17 protein-coding genes are annotated in these 17,002 nt (G+C 44.4%); 8 read left to right on the top strand and 9 right to left on the bottom strand.

Features of this window, described 5'->3' with window-relative positions:
* Positions 1 to 69: 69 nt before the first annotated feature.
* On the top strand, positions 70 to 960 hold the full coding sequence (locus tag SHEWPOL2_RS03410) for a LysR family transcriptional regulator (protein ID WP_037414936.1): 891 nt from the start codon (positions 70 to 72) through the stop codon (positions 958 to 960).
* 4 nt (positions 961 to 964) lie between these two features.
* Here SHEWPOL2_RS03410 and SHEWPOL2_RS03405 read toward each other — a convergent pair whose 3' ends face one another.
* On the bottom strand, positions 965 to 1,789 hold the full coding sequence (locus tag SHEWPOL2_RS03405; RefSeq protein ID WP_037426173.1) for a hypothetical protein: 825 nt from the start codon (positions 1,787 to 1,789) through the stop codon (positions 965 to 967).
* A 366-nt stretch (positions 1,790 to 2,155) separates the two neighbouring features.
* Between SHEWPOL2_RS03405 and SHEWPOL2_RS03400 the strand changes: the two genes are divergently transcribed.
* From SHEWPOL2_RS03400 to SHEWPOL2_RS03390, 3 genes are read left to right on the top strand one after another with little or no spacing between them, the layout of a single operon-like run.
* Positions 2,156 to 2,890: a basic amino acid ABC transporter substrate-binding protein gene (locus tag SHEWPOL2_RS03400; RefSeq protein ID WP_037414939.1), complete on the top strand. Its 735-nt coding sequence runs from the start codon at positions 2,156 to 2,158 to the stop codon at positions 2,888 to 2,890.
* Between the two features lie 5 nt (positions 2,891 to 2,895).
* Entirely contained in the window at positions 2,896 to 3,576 is a 681-nt protein-coding gene (locus SHEWPOL2_RS03395) for an amino acid ABC transporter permease (protein ID WP_037414942.1), read from the top strand.
* The gene (locus SHEWPOL2_RS03390) at positions 3,569 to 4,294 is read left to right on the top strand and encodes an amino acid ABC transporter ATP-binding protein (protein ID WP_011625361.1); all 726 of its coding nucleotides are present in this window, start codon (positions 3,569 to 3,571) and stop codon (positions 4,292 to 4,294) included. The genes SHEWPOL2_RS03395 and SHEWPOL2_RS03390 overlap by 8 nt, the downstream gene beginning before the upstream one ends.
* Before the next feature lie 642 nt (positions 4,295 to 4,936).
* On the opposite strand, the gene SHEWPOL2_RS03385 is transcribed toward SHEWPOL2_RS03390, so the two are convergent.
* The 3 genes from SHEWPOL2_RS03385 to SHEWPOL2_RS03375 form a co-directional block, all read right to left on the bottom strand.
* The gene (locus tag SHEWPOL2_RS03385) at positions 4,937 to 5,716 is read right to left on the bottom strand and encodes a hypothetical protein (RefSeq protein WP_037426121.1); all 780 of its coding nucleotides are present in this window, start codon (positions 5,714 to 5,716) and stop codon (positions 4,937 to 4,939) included.
* A gap of 1 nt (position 5,717) precedes the next feature.
* Positions 5,718 to 6,023, bottom strand: coding sequence for a hypothetical protein (locus tag SHEWPOL2_RS03380; RefSeq protein WP_037426119.1), 306 nt, complete (start codon positions 6,021 to 6,023; stop codon positions 5,718 to 5,720).
* 428 nt (positions 6,024 to 6,451) lie between these two features.
* Complete coding sequence (locus tag SHEWPOL2_RS03375) at positions 6,452 to 7,462, bottom strand: sugar-binding protein (protein ID WP_037426116.1); 1,011 nt, start codon at positions 7,460 to 7,462, stop codon at positions 6,452 to 6,454.
* Positions 7,463 to 7,880: 418 nt separating this feature from the next.
* On the opposite strand from SHEWPOL2_RS03375, the gene SHEWPOL2_RS03370 reads away from it, so the two are divergent.
* The 3 genes from SHEWPOL2_RS03370 to SHEWPOL2_RS03360 all read left to right on the top strand — a co-directional run bounded on the left by SHEWPOL2_RS03370 (position 7,881) and on the right by SHEWPOL2_RS03360 (position 10,496).
* The gene (locus SHEWPOL2_RS03370) at positions 7,881 to 8,534 is read left to right on the top strand and encodes an oxygen-insensitive NAD(P)H-dependent nitroreductase NfsB (protein ID WP_037426113.1); all 654 of its coding nucleotides are present in this window, start codon (positions 7,881 to 7,883) and stop codon (positions 8,532 to 8,534) included.
* Between the two features lie 308 nt (positions 8,535 to 8,842).
* Complete coding sequence (locus tag SHEWPOL2_RS03365; protein ID WP_037421664.1) at positions 8,843 to 9,487, top strand: DNA-J related domain-containing protein; 645 nt, start codon at positions 8,843 to 8,845, stop codon at positions 9,485 to 9,487.
* Positions 9,488 to 9,743: 256 nt separating this feature from the next.
* Positions 9,744 to 10,496 carry a thiol:disulfide interchange protein DsbA/DsbL gene (locus tag SHEWPOL2_RS03360; protein ID WP_037421661.1) on the top strand — a complete coding sequence of 251 codons (753 nt, stop codon included), beginning with the start codon at positions 9,744 to 9,746 and terminating at the stop codon, positions 10,494 to 10,496.
* A gap of 148 nt (positions 10,497 to 10,644) precedes the next feature.
* On the opposite strand, the gene SHEWPOL2_RS03355 is transcribed toward SHEWPOL2_RS03360, so the two are convergent.
* Positions 10,645 to 11,172: a cytochrome b/b6 domain-containing protein gene (locus tag SHEWPOL2_RS03355; protein ID WP_037426111.1), complete on the bottom strand. Its 528-nt coding sequence runs from the start codon at positions 11,170 to 11,172 to the stop codon at positions 10,645 to 10,647.
* Between the two features lie 43 nt (positions 11,173 to 11,215).
* Positions 11,216 to 11,737, bottom strand: coding sequence for a menaquinone-dependent protoporphyrinogen IX dehydrogenase (hemG, locus tag SHEWPOL2_RS03350; RefSeq protein WP_037421655.1), 522 nt, complete (start codon positions 11,735 to 11,737; stop codon positions 11,216 to 11,218).
* Between the two features lie 511 nt (positions 11,738 to 12,248).
* Here hemG and SHEWPOL2_RS03345 point away from each other — a divergent pair.
* Positions 12,249 to 13,088 carry a TIGR03899 family protein gene (locus SHEWPOL2_RS03345; RefSeq protein WP_037426109.1) on the top strand — a complete coding sequence of 280 codons (840 nt, stop codon included), beginning with the start codon at positions 12,249 to 12,251 and terminating at the stop codon, positions 13,086 to 13,088.
* 20 nt (positions 13,089 to 13,108) lie between these two features.
* Here the strand turns inward: SHEWPOL2_RS03345 and cysC are convergent, their stop codons facing one another.
* From cysC to cysN, 3 genes are read right to left on the bottom strand one after another with little or no spacing between them, the layout of a single operon-like run.
* On the bottom strand, positions 13,109 to 13,726 hold the full coding sequence (gene cysC / locus SHEWPOL2_RS03340; protein ID WP_037421649.1) for an adenylyl-sulfate kinase: 618 nt from the start codon (positions 13,724 to 13,726) through the stop codon (positions 13,109 to 13,111).
* Positions 13,727 to 13,770: 44 nt separating this feature from the next.
* Entirely contained in the window at positions 13,771 to 15,495 is a 1,725-nt protein-coding gene (locus tag SHEWPOL2_RS03335; RefSeq protein WP_037426107.1) for an SLC13 family permease, read from the bottom strand.
* 3 nt (positions 15,496 to 15,498) lie between these two features.
* Positions 15,499 to 16,941: a sulfate adenylyltransferase subunit CysN gene (cysN, locus tag SHEWPOL2_RS03330; RefSeq protein ID WP_037426105.1), complete on the bottom strand. Its 1,443-nt coding sequence runs from the start codon at positions 16,939 to 16,941 to the stop codon at positions 15,499 to 15,501.
* Between the last annotated feature and the right edge of the window lie 61 nt (positions 16,942 to 17,002).

Genomic DNA, 17,002 nt, shown 5'->3' with positions numbered 1-17,002 from the left:
TATTAAATAAAAAAAATGAATATTAAGCATGTAATCCATGAATTTTAAGAATGCATTATAGGGGCGAGAATGGATCTCAAAGTGCTGCGCTATTTTATCGAGATCATCGATGCTGGCGGTTTTGGTAAGGCCAGCGAAAAAGTTCACCTCACCCAACCCGCCCTCTCCAAGGCGCTGCGCCAGTTAGAGGAAGAACTCGATTTGGTACTACTCGAGCGCGGCAAACGTGGCACTCAGGTCAAACTCACCCAAGCTGGAGAAGTGGTTTATCGCCATGGTAAGGAGTTATTGGCCGGACGCCAACGTATGCTGGCCGAACTCAGTGCCCAGCGCAGTTTGACTGCGGGTGAATTAAAACTCGGTCTCGCGCCGCTCGGCAGTGCTGAAATTTTTGCCCCTATTATTGCCAAGTATCGCCAGCAGTACCCACAAATCGAAATGCACTTGTTGGTCCGTGGTGGCGTTGAGCAAACGCTGGCAATTCAAAAAGGCGAAATAGAACTGGCCACTGGCATAATCGACCTTGATGATGGCTATGACTGCATTCGAGTGTTTAACGATCCTATGGTGGTAGTGCTGCCCAAGGAAAATCCCCTCACTACCAGGGAAATACTCTCAGTCCATGACTTAATCAATGAGCCACAAGTGATGTTTGAGACTGAATACACCCTGCATCAATTGGTGCTCAACGCCTGTCAGCAAGCCGGATTCTCACCTCAAAATATCACCCGTGTTAGCCAAGCGGACTTTGGTATCGCACTGGTGGCAGCGGGAACTGGCGTGATGATACTGCCGCGCTCGATCGCGCGGCGTTATAGTGTGGCGGGGGTGGTCAATATTCCACTGGCGAGTGACGAATTGCGCTGGGAGTTATCGCTATTTTGGCGCAAAGAACAAGTATTGTCCTTTGCGGCACAGGCGATGATCGCGTTAGTTAAAAAGCACTTAACGCAAAAATAACCTTCTACCAAGGTACGACTAAGCTAAAACGCACTAAGGTATCGTTATCCCAAGGCAGAATAGGCAAGTAATTAGGTGAATGCACACTCTCCTTGGCATAGTGGTCTAGATTGTATTCAGTGTGTTCCACATATAGTAACCACTGACTCCCCTTCTCCCAGTAATCAGTATCGTAACTCATGCTGAAGCGATATTGATTTTCAAGCCATTGGTCGCCATCGTTCCAAGTTTGCGCAGCTAAGTTCACTTTTAATTTGGGCGTTAAATCAACACCAACGCTACCCATTACAGTGTAAGCAAAGTCACTATTACCAAAATCGCCTCTATCGTAACCTCGGGTGCGGGGCACATCATCATCGATTTCTAAAAAGTAATAGCCCGCGCCAGCTTTAAGCTGGGCTTGGGTTTGTTGGCCTTGATAATTGGCTGTTAGTCCTGGAAAAAACTTTGCCTGCTTCTCCACTGAACTCACAGTATTACGCTTGCCCTGCAAATCCACTTGCCAACCTAAGGATAACTGCGGGGAAAAACGATAAAGCTCTCCAATCGCGGCATATTCCGATTTAAACCACATCGGAATATGGTCAGGATCCAGCTTATCTCTATCAATATCGATAAACATATCCAGCACCGCAGACAGATAAATATCCGATGCAGTGGTATGTTCAATAATGATATTGCCATTGGCCCCAAAGGTATGCGAATTTTCTTGTTCGACAATAAAATCATGAATGCCCATAGTGTAATGCCATTGGGTTGATTCCTCTGCATAAACAGAGGTTGCTAAACTTAAAAGCAATGCTACAGGCGCCAAAATTTGGTATTTCACATAGTGCTCCATCAATTGCGATTTAAAACTGCCGATTAGATTATTTAAGTTTAATTTAATCAATTTTGCATCATTTGTATCTGAGATAGTTCATAAAAAACCAGCCTATTCACTAAAGTGAATAAAAATTAGCTCACCCTATCACTTTAAAGTGCTAAATTGCTATTCACGGTCACCTAAACAATTTCACAACCTTTTAAAAAACTATTGATATCAAACACCACAATCATAATAAACATGATGTTCGTTATTTAAACTGCCAGTCTAACAATGAATTTTTAATCACAAATAAAGCATAATTATTGACATGGGCACGCAATCCTCCTATAGTCGCCACATTGCTAGTTATCCAAAAGAGAGTCTTAAATGAAAAAATCCATGTTATTAGGCGGCCTAGCCCTCAGTGCCACCTTGTTGTTAGCTGGATGTGGGAAAAGCAACGATGTTTTAGTGGTAGGAACCAATGCGGCCTTCCCGCCCTTTGAATACGTTGGCGGACAAAGTGGCGATGAAATCAAAGGCTTCGACATTGAGCTTGCCAAACAAATCGCTAAAGATGCTGGCAAAACGCTCAAAGTCGAAAACATGAAATTCGATTCACTGATCGTGGCGCTAAACTCAGGCAAGATTGATTTTATTGCCTCGGGTATGACCATCACGCCAGAGCGCCAGGCCAGCGTTAACTTTTCGGAGCCCTATTACGAAGCCACTCAAGTGCTACTCGTCAATAAAGATAACGATACAATTCATACCCTTGATGACATTAAAGACAAACACTTTGCGGTGCAGCTCGGCTCAACAGCCGATATGATGTCTAAAAAATACACCCAAAATGTCACCGCCTTTAACACAGGCTTCGAAGCCATCATGGAGCTGAAGAATGGTAAAGTCGACTTAGTGCTATTCGATAGCGAGCCTGCGGCGAACTATCTGGCGAAAAACCCCGATCTCAAACTGATCAAGCTGGATTTCCCCGCTGAGTTTTATGGCTTTGCGGTGTCAAAGCAGCAGCCTGAACTCCTCACTAGCATTAATAACACGCTGAAAAACTTGAAAGAAAGCGGCCAATATCAGACGCTCGTTTCAGCCCATATCAAGTGATCCCTATGTTAGAAGCAATTAATACTTCGCTGTTTAGTCCCATTGGCGACGACGGCATGATAGGCATACTGCTGATCTTAAACGGCTTAAAAGTCACCTTGATTGTGACCTTCTTCGCCATGTTATTAGGCGCAGTATTAGGCGTGGGCACCACACTGATGAAGATGTCATCTAAGTGGTATATCCGCTTTCCCGCCGAACTTTATGTTGGCGTAATCCGCGGCACGCCTGTGGTGGTGCAGTTAGTGATCCTTTACTTCATCGTGCTGGCCGCATTCGATGTCGATAAAATTACTGCCGCCATTATCGCCTTTGGTTTAAACAGTGGCGCTTATATCTCTGAGATTATTCGCGCAGGGATCCAAGCCGTCGATAAAGGTCAAACCGAAGCAGCACGCTCGCTTGGACTATCGCAAGCCATGACCATGAAACTGATTATTCTGCCGCAGGCGATTAAGAATATTCTGCCCGCGTTAGGCAATGAGTTTATCGTGCTACTCAAAGAAACCGCCGTAATTGGCTTTATTGGCGGTGTGGATTTAATGCGGGCGGGCGAGATTATCCGTAGTCGTACCTTTGAAGACAGTATCCCACTCTTTACCTGTGCGCTGATTTACCTGTTCCTGACCTACAGCTTCACATTTATGCTGTCGAAATTCGAAAAGAGGTTGAAGCAAAGTGATTAACATAACCAACCTACACAAAAGTTACGGCGACAATGCGGTCCTTAAGGGCATCAACGAACATATTCGCCAAGGCGAAGTGGTGAGTGTGATCGGCCCCAGCGGCAGCGGTAAAAGCACCTTTTTACGTTGCATCAACCTGTTAGAAAAACCCACCCAAGGGGATATTGAAATCGAAGGGCAATCCATTACCGCCAAGGATGCCTGTGTCGATAAATTGCGGCAAAAAGTGGGCATGGTGTTCCAAAACTTCAACCTATTCCCCCATAAAACCGTATTGCAAAACATTACCTTAGCGCCAGTGAGCCTAAAGTTAATGACCCAAGCCGAAGCCGATAACAAGGCGCTGGCGCTGCTTACTCAAGTGGGGTTGCAGGATAAAGCCAATGCCTATCCTTCGAGTCTCTCGGGTGGCCAAAAGCAAAGGGTTGCCATTGCCCGCGCACTGGCGATGGAGCCGGATCTCATGCTATTCGACGAGCCCACCTCAGCACTCGACCCCGAAATGGTCGGCGATGTACTGGATGTGATGAAGGACTTAGCGCAAAAAGGCATGACCATGGTAATTGTGACCCACGAAATGGGCTTTGCACGCGATGTTTCCGACAGAGTCATCTTTATGGATGGCGGCTATGTAGTGGAGTCCAATATCCCCGAGGAATTATTCACCCGCCCTAAAGAAGCCAGAACCCAAAGCTTTTTAAGTAAAGTGCTGAGGTAATAAAGACTTATACAACATTGAAAGGTGAACAATGGTATTTGTTCGATGACATGCAGCATGCTTTGAGACAAAAGCGATTAATCTTTTTATCTATTTATGGAGTTTATTGTCATTGTTTCCCCAGTGACACGCCGTGAATATATCCCTATAGGCTCGACGGCGACATCCATGTCGCCAACGGTCACTGGTGCCCCAATGCCAATTTTAACTCCCCATTTACGATATGTACGTAAAAAGCAAAGGGACAAAACTTTGTTAGATTTTTTTTACTCTAATTCGTTGATTTCGGATTAATATTTGTAAGGCAATTATTTAAAGTTAGTATCAAAACCGATGAACAAGCTATCCCTTTTCTTTGCAAGAATGATTTATTTGGTCAAAACTCGCAGCAGACTGAGCGGTTCAAAACAGTAGAAGTGATCACTCATGGACAGCAGAAGCGATCAATTGTGACAGCACCACCAATTAGTGGCGCTGCTCCCAATTTCGTACACGGCTGTTAAAGGCTACCCACTTCTACTGGTCACGACTGCCCAAGCTGCTGGTTACATTGCCCAGTTTCAGGCAAGAAAAAGCCCTATGGAAATGGGGCTGAAAAACACAAAAAATATGCCTGTCCTCATTATTTCATATAACGCTTGTCTATTTTTTTAAGCAATCTGAATTTTTGGTAAACCACGTTTCTTCGCTCATTGACTCTTTAAAATTTAGCCGCACTACTGCATTTGAAACTCCTATGTAAGCACTATCTTTAATTAAGCTAATTGAGTTTGGAGAAAAACTTCCCCAAGTACCATTATCGAATAATAGCTCATAATTCCCTTTGGCTGTCTTTTTATATAATCTTGATTGTGTCAGTAATAACAATTCACCCTCATCTCTTCTAAGTAATAAAGGTTCATCGCTCAAGCTCAAAATATCCTCAACCTTCCAATCACCCTCTTTATAAGATAGTTTTACTAATTTACCAACTTCAAATTTAAAATGGGCACTCCCATAAATGCCGAATAGCTCACCATTAAGCTCGGTAATGCTTCTTACTGCATATTTAAAAATCTTTACACTGCTTCCATTAGTCAACCACCATAAGCTGCCGCCAAATTCACCATTATCAACACTTAACAAAGCGCCCTTATCAATAGGATAATATTCATATTCACCTTCTAGATTTTGATTTTGTATAAGATTCAAAACATCGTTCGGCAGAGAACTTTCGGTGATATTTTTCATCACCTGTAGTTCGCCGTTTACTTTCATGGTATGCCACTTTATTGACGAAAGTTGAAAACACATCCTTTCATCAGGAGTTAATGCATCACCATTTGGTATGACCAACCAATCATTTAAAACTTCTTTTTCTGCAAACACTGGCTTTGATGCAAAAAACAACATAAAAGTTACAATTAGCTTAAACATATGCATTTTAATTCCTTTTTTGTTTTGTATTACTGCCTGTAGGGTCGCGTTGCCAGCATGTTCTGCAAGCTTCAGGTCTAGTCCAACGATGAATGGGAGGACTAAAGACTTCAAATGAATTACCAACAATAGAGATAGCTCTAGTTGCAGGGTTATATACCTGAATAGAGCTTCTTTCCGGTGCGACAAGCCACACTTTAATAGGCTGATTGTTATTAAATTCAAACCCCTCTTCCGCCGTATTCATATCAGCTGGAGACATAGTGCTTGAATTTTGTTTGCCAATGGGGTGCGTATGCATAATACCCAACAACTCACTTCCTTTAGGTAATCTAAAGTAAGCTTTTTCTATATCCCCGTCTTTTACTTGGGTTTTAGAACCAGACGTAAAGGTTAAATCTGGCCACCCATTTTAAATCAATAACATAATGTACTTTATGTTTGCCTACAACTTGTCCGAGTTAAAATGGTTTAAATAGGAACCATCAACAATCGCGGGGACAGCATCTAAGGCAAAAAATTACGCTAATTCCTTAAAAAATCGAGCATTTCAGACGAGGTAAATGGGCCCATAGTGCTTGGGATGTGTTCAGGATGGGGCTTTGAAGTGATATAAGCCGTTGTCAATTGCAGTGAAAGTGCTGGCAGCTTGCAGCAAAGTGCCGTCGTCGCTTTTCGAGATGTTCGCAGTAATCGCTCAGTTCTTGCAGAGTCCCCCTAAGTAATAGAGGCTCATTAACATTACATTCCTGTACGCTTTTCACAGGTATTGAAGTTCTGTGGAGAGCAAAATGTCACCGGTGTATAGATTATTTCTTGATACTTTTGTTTTGTGACAATTTTATAAAGCGTCAAAATTGCCTGCCTGCCCATTTCATAGGGATTTTGACCGATATTGATATGCGCAAGATTATCCTTCAACATCATTAATTGCTCTGGAGAGGTATCAGTAATAATAACGACGACCTCCTTGTTGCTAATTTTTCCTTGGTATGGGGCAATCATCTCACGGTAAAGCGCTGCATCATTTTGAGCCCAACCACCAACAGCAATAAATGAGTCTGCTTTCACTGGCTTGCCTTTCATAACAGACTCCATCTGCTTAACCGCTTGACTAAGTTGGTCAAAATTAAACAAAGGTTCTCTCACTTCTGTCCAGCCCTGCTCGTTATTAAGTAATTTCCCTGGAGGAATATCGTATTTTTTTCCCGACAACGCAGAGCGAACCCCCATCAGTCTTAAATTCAAATTGGGAGAATCAGGGCGCCCAGATTGCATGATAAGCGTCCCACCATTAGGCCGTAATTTTTTTAATTGTTCACCTAATGATTTACCCAATTCGAAATTGTCTGTACCGATATAGGCTGAGCGAAAATTCTTGGGGTCTTGGTTGATGGAAGCATCAAAATCTGAATCATAGGTGACAATTGGAATACCGGCTTCTTTAGCTCTTTTTAAGCTATTTTCAAAAAGATACTTAGATTGCGTAACCGCGACAGCAATCCCATCGATACCTTCATCAATCAGTTGGTTTATGACCTCGTCTTGCAATCTAACACTGCTTGATTCTGGCCCTCGATATACACATTCCACACCTTTTATTTCAGCGGCGGCATCTATACAGCCCGTTTTACTTTGATCAAAAAAAACACTATAAAATTTCGGCACAACAGCAAATTTCAGATCTTTTCCATAGCCAGAGGATACGGGTAATAAACTGAAGGTAATAAACAACATAAGTAATCTTGTCACACGTCCTCCCAACAAATGAAACCGTCACTAAAGCTTCATAACAAAATGTAGCAAAGGAATAGCGTTAGCGACATGAGAGACAACGTTGTTATCAAGTATCATTGATCTACATCATGCATTCACAATGATATTGTGCACAGCTAACGGCTAACAAAAGATAAAAAGCACATATAAACAATAAAATAGAAACACATCACATTAGATTCGATCGCGAATAGATTGTTTATTTTGACCGCTAAATATCCTCACTTAATACCTAGGGCGTATTGGTGCCCTAAGCGTTTTCGGTGGCTGAACCAACCGTCAGTTTCAAAAATATTTTGAAACTTATAGCTGTTTTGATCACATTGTTTTTTGCCTAAACCTGCTTAAAATGCTGAGGTTGATTTTGTATTCCTAGATGATTTGGAGCCGTTACATGAGTGATTTAAGTTTTCTCGCTAAAAAGCGTTACACCACTAAGGCCTTTGATCCAACCAAGACAATTCCTGCCGACAAGATTGCCGACATCAAGACCTTATTACAGTTCAGCCCATCATCAACCAACTCACAGCCTTGGCACTTTGTGCTTGCCAGTACGGCAGAAGGCAAAGCGTTGATCGCCCAAGCGACTGAGAACTACGCCTTTAATACCCAAAAAATTCTCAATGCTTCCCATGTGGTAGTACTGTGTACCCGTACTCAACTCGATGAAGCCCATTTACTGCAAGTGCTAGAGCAAGAGGCGAAAGATGGCCGTTTTGCCAATGAAGAAGCCAAACAAGGCCAACATAATGGTCGCTCTTTCTTTGCCAATATGCATAAATTTGAGCTAAAAGACGCCCAGCATTGGATGGAAAAACAAGTCTATTTAGCACTCGGCACCCTAATGTTAGGTGCCAGTGTGCTCGATATTGATGCTTGCCCGATCGAAGGTTTCGATGCGACTAAACTTAATCAAGTCTTAGGCTTACGAGAAAAAGGTCTGTGCGCTTCTGTGATTGTAGCCCTTGGTTATCGCTCTGAAGAAGACTTTAATGCTAAATTACCTAAGTCACGTTTAGCACAAGAAGTTATCTTTACTGAAATCTAAATCCTGACGCCTAAGCTAACCGTAAGTACCCTTGTTTTGCATAAGTGAACAAGGGTACTTTCGACCTCGTCCCATCACTCATCGTAAAAAAATTAACACCATTCCCGCCAGCAAAGCCTAAGCGACCTTGAGGCAAATTGCTCTAAAATCCATCTTTGCCTACACTTTGCACTGTGGCATAGTGTACATCTAGCACGCTGTAATTAGCGGCAAATTTAAGGTAAAAGCCTTAAAAATCTTATGGATAGATGTACACTCAGTTTAATCGCCACACTCGCTTGATAACAACTTAGGATGGGACTGTCAGTATGCTACTCGCAAAACCTTCACTCAGTGCAGAAGCTCAATCGGCAAGGCTTTCGACCACTAAGGGGGATAATCCGTTAATCTGGCCAGTGCTATCGGTGTTACAAGCTTCCAATCAAAGTTGGAAAATCCATCACCTCGCCACCGAATTACAGAGCAGAGGGCTTATCCATCCTTTAGATGAAAACCCGGGTAATGATTTATTTAAGCGTAACTTTCTACTGATGAATGCCCTGTTCGAACTGCAAGAAATGCTTCTTCCTAAGCAATGGTTACAAGTTAAAGCAATGGAAATCCAGATTTTCCGCCTCGTGCCATCAAATGTTAACTTATTGATAATGGAAGAGACTTCCCTGCGAGAATATTATCTTGACTGGAATAACTACGACACCAGCGAAAACGTGGTGAGGGAATTATTAGAGGCTTTCTGGAGCAGTTATAAGAGCTACATTGGCCTCAATGTAAATTTAATGCACAAAGGACATGCCCTAAGAGTTTTTGAGTTAGATGAAAGTGCAACCCCTAGAGATATCCGCAAACAATGGCGTCGTTTAGCCCTCAAATGGCATCCTGATAGACCCGAGGGTGATGCTGCCCGCTTTCGCGAAGTCTGCGAGGCTTGGCAATCCCTGCGGGATATTGCTTAGCGTATGTTGATATATCTGTGATCCCCTTTGCAGTCTTGCAAACTTCTAGGTCTAAACTCCCACGGGATCACAGATTTAGTTCAATATCGGCGCACTAATTCAGCGATAATTAAGCATTTCAAACTAACCTAAAACCATCTTCACGCTGGTATAACACAAGCGTAATTTCAAGATTGAATCAGCTTATCCATAACCATTAGGCACAACGCATCGCACTTAATGTACTGGATTCAATCTAACCGACTTTGAGGGTTCTATGATCAAACCAATCGCCTTGGCCGTCGCCTTAATCGTTGCACCATTCAGCAGTTTGGCCGCAAACTTTGTGGAAGGCACTCACTACACTCAAATTTCTGATAAAGCGCCGAGTAGTGAGCCTAAACTTACCGAGTTTTTCTCCTTCTATTGCCATAATTGCTTCAATATGGAAACCAATTATCTGCCTGATATCAAAGCTAACTTAAACAAGGGCATTGCATTTGATACTAAGCATGTCGACTTTATGAATAGTGCTTTAGGGACTGAAGTCATGCGTTCGCTGGCCGTCATCCAAGAGCTAGATAATAAAGATGCTTTAACCCATGCCATGTTCGCCGCGATCCAAGGAGAGGAAGGCGCTAATGGTCACGACCACAGCGCCCCTGGACATAAGCACGAATCGCAAATCAATAGCCGTGACGACATAAAACAAGTCTTTGCTAAGTTCGGTATAGACGCGGCGAAGTACGACAAACTTGCCGACAGTAAAAGCACAGATGAAAAGCTAGCCCTTTGGCGTGCCCAGCAAAACCAATTCCGCGTTGAAAGCGTGCCAGCCTTTATTGTTAATGACAAATATGCAGTTAACTTAAGCAGCATCAGAACCTTAGACGAACTGATTGGCTTAATTAACTATCTTGCCGTTGAAAAAGATGCACAGGCACCTAAAAGTTCTGGTGGTAGCCTAAACTGGTTATTCTTAGCCTTTGCCGCTGCCGTCGCTCTTGGCCGTCAAAAGCGTTTAAGGTAACAATATAAGCTTCTGTTTTTTGCGAATGGATGCTTTAGCGGACTGACAAGTCTCAATCAAAAATGAATCGATACTAGTCAGTCCCTTCAGTAAGTTAGAGCAAGATAAACTCACTCAGGTTGGACCTAACGCTCAGCAGTAGCAGAAGTTATTGCCTAATAAATTCAATAATATGCGTTGCGGCCAATATGATATGCAGTACTAAAAAGCCAATAAAAGCATCGGCACAAATTTGATGATAACCACGCCAAGTCATTGCCAGTGGTGTTCCTTGGTAAATAAACCATACAACGCCAGTTAATCCTGTCGCGACCAGCAGTATCATGCCAATCCCTTCGATACAACTAAACAAGCCTTTGCCACCGGCTACGGGGAGCTTGCCTTTAAAAAGGCCTTTAATATCCTGCACCAATTGTTCCCAATCGCCCACCAGCCAGGCAAAATACTGGTGCCATTTGCCTTGGAGGCTATTACGTAACAAAAATAAAATCCCTAACGCAGCACACACAAATCCTAGGTAAACATGCAGATAATCCCAAATGCTAGCATTAGCACGCAGGCTTCGACCGATAAAAATCCACGGACTAGTGCAGATGAGTAGACTTGCGGACAACACCAGCCAAACATGCAAACGCGCCAACAAAAAATCGAATATCAAGGTTAATTTGTTCGACATATAGGTTTATCCTCGATAATCAACGTTAGCCTCAACCGCCCGCTTAGGCTTGGTGGATTTGTAATCCAAACTCATGCACTTTTTGCCAGTCAGTGTATTCAACATTAGTAACAGGATCCGTGGGCCCCTTAGTTAACCACATGATAAAACGTATGATATTCCTATCAAATGCATTATAACCCTGATAATTCAAATTACCGCCAAACACTTGCAACAACTGAGGACGCCAAGTCGTTTTAGTTAAAAACGCCTGCATATAGGGATTGGTCTCAGGGGTATTTTTTTCAGGTTTACGGGCAACTAAACTCACAGAGAAAAATCCACCGACTTTTTGTGTCAGGATTTGCTGATGTTTCTGAATAAATTCATACAGCGCAGGATTATGTTTTCCGTGACGAATACTAGCGCCAATGATGATCTTATCGAAGGACTCCATCGCGGGGACGGCTTTTATATCAGCAATCACCACCGAATTACCTAACTCTTTGAGTTGCTGGGCTAACTGATTCGTGATCTTACGAGTTTGACCATGAACACTGGAGAAGATGATCAGAATTTTTTTCACTTAAGCCTCTATTATCTCAACAAAAATAAGAAAAAGCGGCCAGAAGAAAAACAAGTACGGCGGCCTTATGTTGACCTAAATATACCAATCAATATGATACTCAATGCCTCGCAATCCAGAAGGTAACCACAAGATAAACAATGCGCTTCTATGGATAGCGAGTCCGCTAGCGATATTTAGGTTTTCCACGCAAAAAGCAAACTGCCTATTACGATATTGCATACTAGGTGATTTAGTCATCTATTTACATGAAATAGATCACGGGCTTAGCGCCAAACCATCCCTCGATATTCGGTAATTCTAGCTTGCTCACAAAAATAAAAATCACCACTCTGAGGATCAAAATGTTACAAAATCAGCAATTCCAGCCCTAGTCTAGCAGGCGTGAATAAAAGCAAACCAACTCGGAGACTTAAAGCTAACAATCGACTAAGCTGGACACTTTTGGCAGAGCGGGTATTCTCCCTAATTTGCCATGTAAATTAGCAGACAAGTGATACAGGATTAAGGCATGAAGGATTCGGATATTTTAATGCTTGCAGATGAAGCAGCTCCCGCTGCGGAGGTCTCTGCCCGTAAAAAAGCCCTTTTACTTGGCCGTCAACTCGGTCTCGCCAGTGAGGAAGAATATCGTCCAGCCAATGCCTCGATTGCCGAACGCGCCCAGCATCGGCAACGTAAACTCGCCAGCCAGTATCAGGCAAATGTTGAAACAATTTTCGCCCTCGCCTTAAGTTATACCTCTTCCGATATGACGGGGGTGGATCTCGATCCCGACTGGAGTCATCAATTTTTTCTGATGGCGGAGCAAATCCATAATCGAAAAATGCAGGACCTATGGGCACGTATTCTCTCTAGTGAAATCATCAACCCAGGAAACTTTAGCCTGCGCACCTTAGCGCTACTTAAGCAATTAACGCACAGAGAAGCGCAAATCCTCGAAAAAGCCCTAGGCATGGCAGCAAAAGTGAATAATGAGCAGCGCTTAAAACTCATTAGCGGCTATCGGCTCACGGGCGGGATTGGCCAATATTTTCGCAAGCATACCAACATCACCCTAGGTCTCTCGCAATTTGGTCTGCCCTACTCCAGTATTCTTACCCTAGTTGATGCGGGGATACTCCACAGCAGTGAGTTTGAAACGGGTTTACTCAATAGTAAAACCCCCATCCAACTCACTATGCCCGGTATTCAAATGAAGCTAACCCCTAAGAGCGGTAATTTGCTCTTTAGTTATTATCGATTAACACCTATTGGCGATGAACTAGCGCAGCTTGTGCTTCCTAAACAGGACCAAGAATACCTTAAAGCCCTTCAAGCCCTATTTGCCAAGGACTTTAAGATTGAATAACAAGCTGTTATAGACTGCTTCTATGCCAGCGCAGTGAGGCGATTTGGGCTAATAACATCGATTGCGGTTAAATAATCAATCAAAGCCCGAACTTGAGATGCTAAATCCCCTTTGCTGGTATCAATCGTCAACTCAGCGGAGAGCGGGGCCTCATAGGGTGATGAAATCCCAGTAAAATGTGCGATTTCGCCCTTGCGTGCTTTAACGTACAATCCCTTGGGATCACGCGCTTCACATACGCTAAGTGGCGTCGATACATGCACTTCGATAAATTGTCCAGCGGGGAATCTTGCACGTATGCTATCGCGCTCTTCTCGGGTGGGAGAGATAAAAGCTGATAACACCACCAAGCCCGCATCCACCATAAGTTTTGCTACCTCGCCAACACGGCGTAGGTTTTCATCCCTGTCGGCCACGCTAAAACCCAAATCTTTACATAGACCGTGGCGCACATTATCGCCATCGAGCAGATAGGTGTGAAAGCCCGCTTCAAATAATGCACGCTCAAGCGCACCTGCTAGGGTCGACTTACCTGCGCCAGAAAGCCCGGTAAACCAAAGCAATACCGGATTCTGCCCCTTAAGTTTGGCTCTGGCTGCTTGGTCGACACTATGTTGATGCCACACTATATTGCTCATAAAAACTCCTCAAACCTTTAATAGACCAACGACTAAAGGCATCGTTAAAACGGAAAGATGATCGGCACCATAAAAATCACAATCAGCGAATACAGTAGGGATAAGGGCAGCCCTAACCGTACAAAATCACTAAAACGATAGTTACCCGCATTAAACACCATCAAGTTGGTTTGATAACCATAGGGCGAAATAAAGCTAGCGCTAGCCCCAAACACCACAGCCATAATAAAGGGCCTTGGATCGACGCCATAATTCAGCGCCACCGCATAGGCAATAGGAAAAGCCAAGGCCGCGGCGGCGTTATTGGTGACCAGTTCAGTCAACAACAAGGTAACTAAATAAACCCCCACAAACGCCCCAAACACCCCGTAACCATTGATTGCGCCGAGTAAGCCTTGAGCGAGTCCCTCAGCAAGACCTGTGATCATCATCAGGTTCGCCAACCCCAAAGCGCTGCCCACAATCACGACTAACTCGAGCGGGAAACGGCGCTTAAGTTCAGATAAGGTTACGGCGCCAATGGCAAAGTAGCTGAGCAGCAATAGCACCAATCCTTTTGCCAAGGGTAAAATCTCCGCCAGACTCAGGCCAATCGTCAACACAAATCCGGCTAACACGATACGACTGCGTTTAGTGTCTAAACGCACATTCAAATCGAGTCCGCTGACGGCGGCAAATTCGGTACTCAGCTTAGCATTGGTGCTAAAACCATCCCCCGGCGTCAGCAGTAACACATCGCCCGGCTGCAATACGATATCGCCCAAGCCGCCCTTTAACGGATGATGGCCACGGCGAATCGCCATAACCGCCGCATCAAACTGTTCGCGAAAGCGAGATTCCTTTAAGCTGCTACCCACTAGGCTCGACGAAGGGGCCAATACCGCTTCGACTAGGTTTTGTCCCTTTGCCTGGTGCTTACCAAACCAATCGAGGCCATCGAATTGATGCAACAGCTCCACCGACTCCACCGCGCCACTGAACCGCAGCACATCGTCCGCTTGCAATACTAACTGTGGTGGAACCGGGCAAATACAAATACCGCTTCGCTCAAGCTCCACTAAATAAAGCTTTTTTAGGGCTCTGAGCTTGTTGTCCACCACACTGCGACCGACTAAAGACGAGCCTTTAGCGACATGGGCCTCAAGTAAATAGGGCAGTGCTTCTTCTGTCGTTTCATCGCGTCTGTCGGGCAAGGTATTAGCCAGCATAATCAGTAGCGGAATGCCTAACAGTACAATCAACGCTGCAACAGGGGTAAACTCAAAGAAACCCAGCGCAGGTAAGCCCGCATTCTCCACAAACGAATTAACGATAAGGTTAGTGGAGGTACCAATCAGTGTGAGCGTTCCCCCAAGAATCGTCGCATAGTTAAGCGGCAGTAATAACTTAGCGGGCGCATGGGCCTGATTACGGCGCACTACCCCAATCAAAGATGCCACAACCGCAGTGTTATTGGTAAATGATGACAGCAGAGCCGTGGAAAATCCCAACTTTGCCATTGTCATCGCCAACGAGCTATTACCAATCACTTGGCTTAACTTTCCCAGCAATGAAGTCTTTTCCAGCGCTGTCGCCGCAAGCACCAATAACACTAATGTGACTAATCCCGTATTAGTAAAGCTTGTGAGCGCTGCGTCGAGCGTTACCATACCTAGGAGGTAACATATTAAAAAAGCAAATAAAAACAACACCGCAGGGTTTATGCGGCCAGCAATTAAGCCAGCCAACAACCCAAACAACACTATCGCCAATAGCCACAAGTCACTCACAAATTAGGCTCCAAGCTTTGAAATATCAATCGCTTGCCAGTGCGGGAAGTGTTTACGTACGAGCGCATTAAACTCAATTTCAAAGGCACTAAATTGTGAAGACACTTGCTTGCTCACATGTTGACCCGATACCACCATCACCGCCGCTACTGTTGCATTGGATAAACGGTCAATCAGGATCATGCCGCCAGTATCACGTACCAGAGAATAGGCATCGAAAACGATATCTTCGGTCAGCTCTAAGGTCACGCGAGCGATGGCATTAAGCCCTAGTGTGTCGGCGCTGCTGCGCGCAAGTGTGTTCACATCAACCACATATTCTATGGTCGAGACTGAGGCTTGAGTCTTTTTACCCGCAACCTTGATGTCATATAACTGGCCGAGTTGTAGTGGTTTTTCATCCATCCACACGAGGTCAGCCACGATTTGGTTGGCAACCTGTGGCGCACTTTCTGGCAGAGCCAGTAAATCACCACGGGAAATATCGATTTCATCTTCTAAGGTGAGAGTGACGGCTTGCCCCGCAGTTGCCTCGGCCAAATCGCCATCGAAGGTCACGATACGCTCAACCTTGCTGCGTTTACCCGAAGGCAACGCTACCACTTCATCACCCACCTTGATGACACCAGAGGCTAAAGTACCGGCAAAACCACGAAAATCCAGATTTGGACGCGACACGTATTGCACCGGGAAGCGCACGGGTAAGGCACTCAGTTCACGTTGGGTATCAATGGTTTCCAACAATTCCAGTAATGTACCACCCTGATACCAAGGGGTATGTAAACTTGGCTCGACCACGTTGTCGCCATTGAGTGCTGATAAGGGCACAAAGTGGATATCTAACTCACCAAAGCCTTTAACGAACTCACTGAAATCATTACGGATACGATTGAACACTTGCTCATCAAACCCGAGTAAATCCATCTTATTGACCGCGACCACAAAGTGGCGAATACCCAGCAAAGAGGCAATAAAGGCATGACGCTTGGTTTGGGTCTGCACGCCGTAACGCGCATCGACTAAAATCACCGCTAAGTCACAGGTTGAGGCGCCAGTCGCCATATTACGGGTGTACTGCTCATGGCCTGGGGTGTCGGCGATAATGAACTTACGCTTATCGCTTGAAAAATAACGATAAGCCACATCGATAGTGATGCCCTGCTCACGCTCAGCTTGCAGACCATCCACCAGCAAAGCTAAGTCGATTGCTTCGCCCGTTGTCCCCATCTTAGCGCTATCATTTTTTAAGCTAGCTAATTGATCTTCATAGATCTGCGCACTGTCATGCAGTAAACGGCCAATTAAGGTGCTCTTGCCATCGTCGACGCTGCCGCAGGTTAAAAAGCGCAACAAACCTTTATGTTGTTGCTGGGCTAGATATTCTTTTACTCCATGCTGGCTGATTTCTGCCGCCATACGATTAGTTTTATTGACCGCTTTATCCATCTTTATCTCACTCTTATCTTGCTCAACTGTTCGTGAAGTCGCTGGTACTTGATTGCTCAAA

Source organism: Shewanella sp. POL2, assembly GCF_000282755.1.
Taxonomy (GTDB): domain Bacteria; phylum Pseudomonadota; class Gammaproteobacteria; order Enterobacterales; family Shewanellaceae; genus Shewanella; species Shewanella xiamenensis.
This window is presented reverse-complemented; position numbering and strand designations above follow the sequence as displayed.

Excerpts from the sequence above, each read along its gene's own strand:
- cysC (WP_037421649.1), bottom strand. The coding sequence starts at position 13,726 with ATGAGCAATATAGTGTGGCATCAACATAGTGTCGACCAAGCAGCCAGA.
- SHEWPOL2_RS03345 (WP_037426109.1), top strand. The coding sequence starts at position 12,249 with ATGAAGGATTCGGATATTTTAATGCTTGCAGATGAAGCAGCTCCCGCT.
- SHEWPOL2_RS03355 (WP_037426111.1), bottom strand. The coding sequence starts at position 11,172 with ATGTCGAACAAATTAACCTTGATATTCGATTTTTTGTTGGCGCGTTTG.
- SHEWPOL2_RS03370 (WP_037426113.1), top strand. The coding sequence starts at position 7,881 with ATGAGTGATTTAAGTTTTCTCGCTAAAAAGCGTTACACCACTAAGGCC.
- SHEWPOL2_RS03410 (WP_037414936.1), top strand. The coding sequence starts at position 70 with ATGGATCTCAAAGTGCTGCGCTATTTTATCGAGATCATCGATGCTGGC.
- SHEWPOL2_RS03365 (WP_037421664.1), top strand. The coding sequence starts at position 8,843 with ATGCTACTCGCAAAACCTTCACTCAGTGCAGAAGCTCAATCGGCAAGG.
- SHEWPOL2_RS03385 (WP_037426121.1), bottom strand. The coding sequence starts at position 5,716 with ATGCATATGTTTAAGCTAATTGTAACTTTTATGTTGTTTTTTGCATCA.
- cysN (WP_037426105.1), bottom strand. The coding sequence starts at position 16,941 with ATGGATAAAGCGGTCAATAAAACTAATCGTATGGCGGCAGAAATCAGC.
- SHEWPOL2_RS03360 (WP_037421661.1), top strand. The coding sequence starts at position 9,744 with ATGATCAAACCAATCGCCTTGGCCGTCGCCTTAATCGTTGCACCATTC.
- SHEWPOL2_RS03400 (WP_037414939.1), top strand. The coding sequence starts at position 2,156 with ATGAAAAAATCCATGTTATTAGGCGGCCTAGCCCTCAGTGCCACCTTG.
- SHEWPOL2_RS03395 (WP_037414942.1), top strand. The coding sequence starts at position 2,896 with ATGTTAGAAGCAATTAATACTTCGCTGTTTAGTCCCATTGGCGACGAC.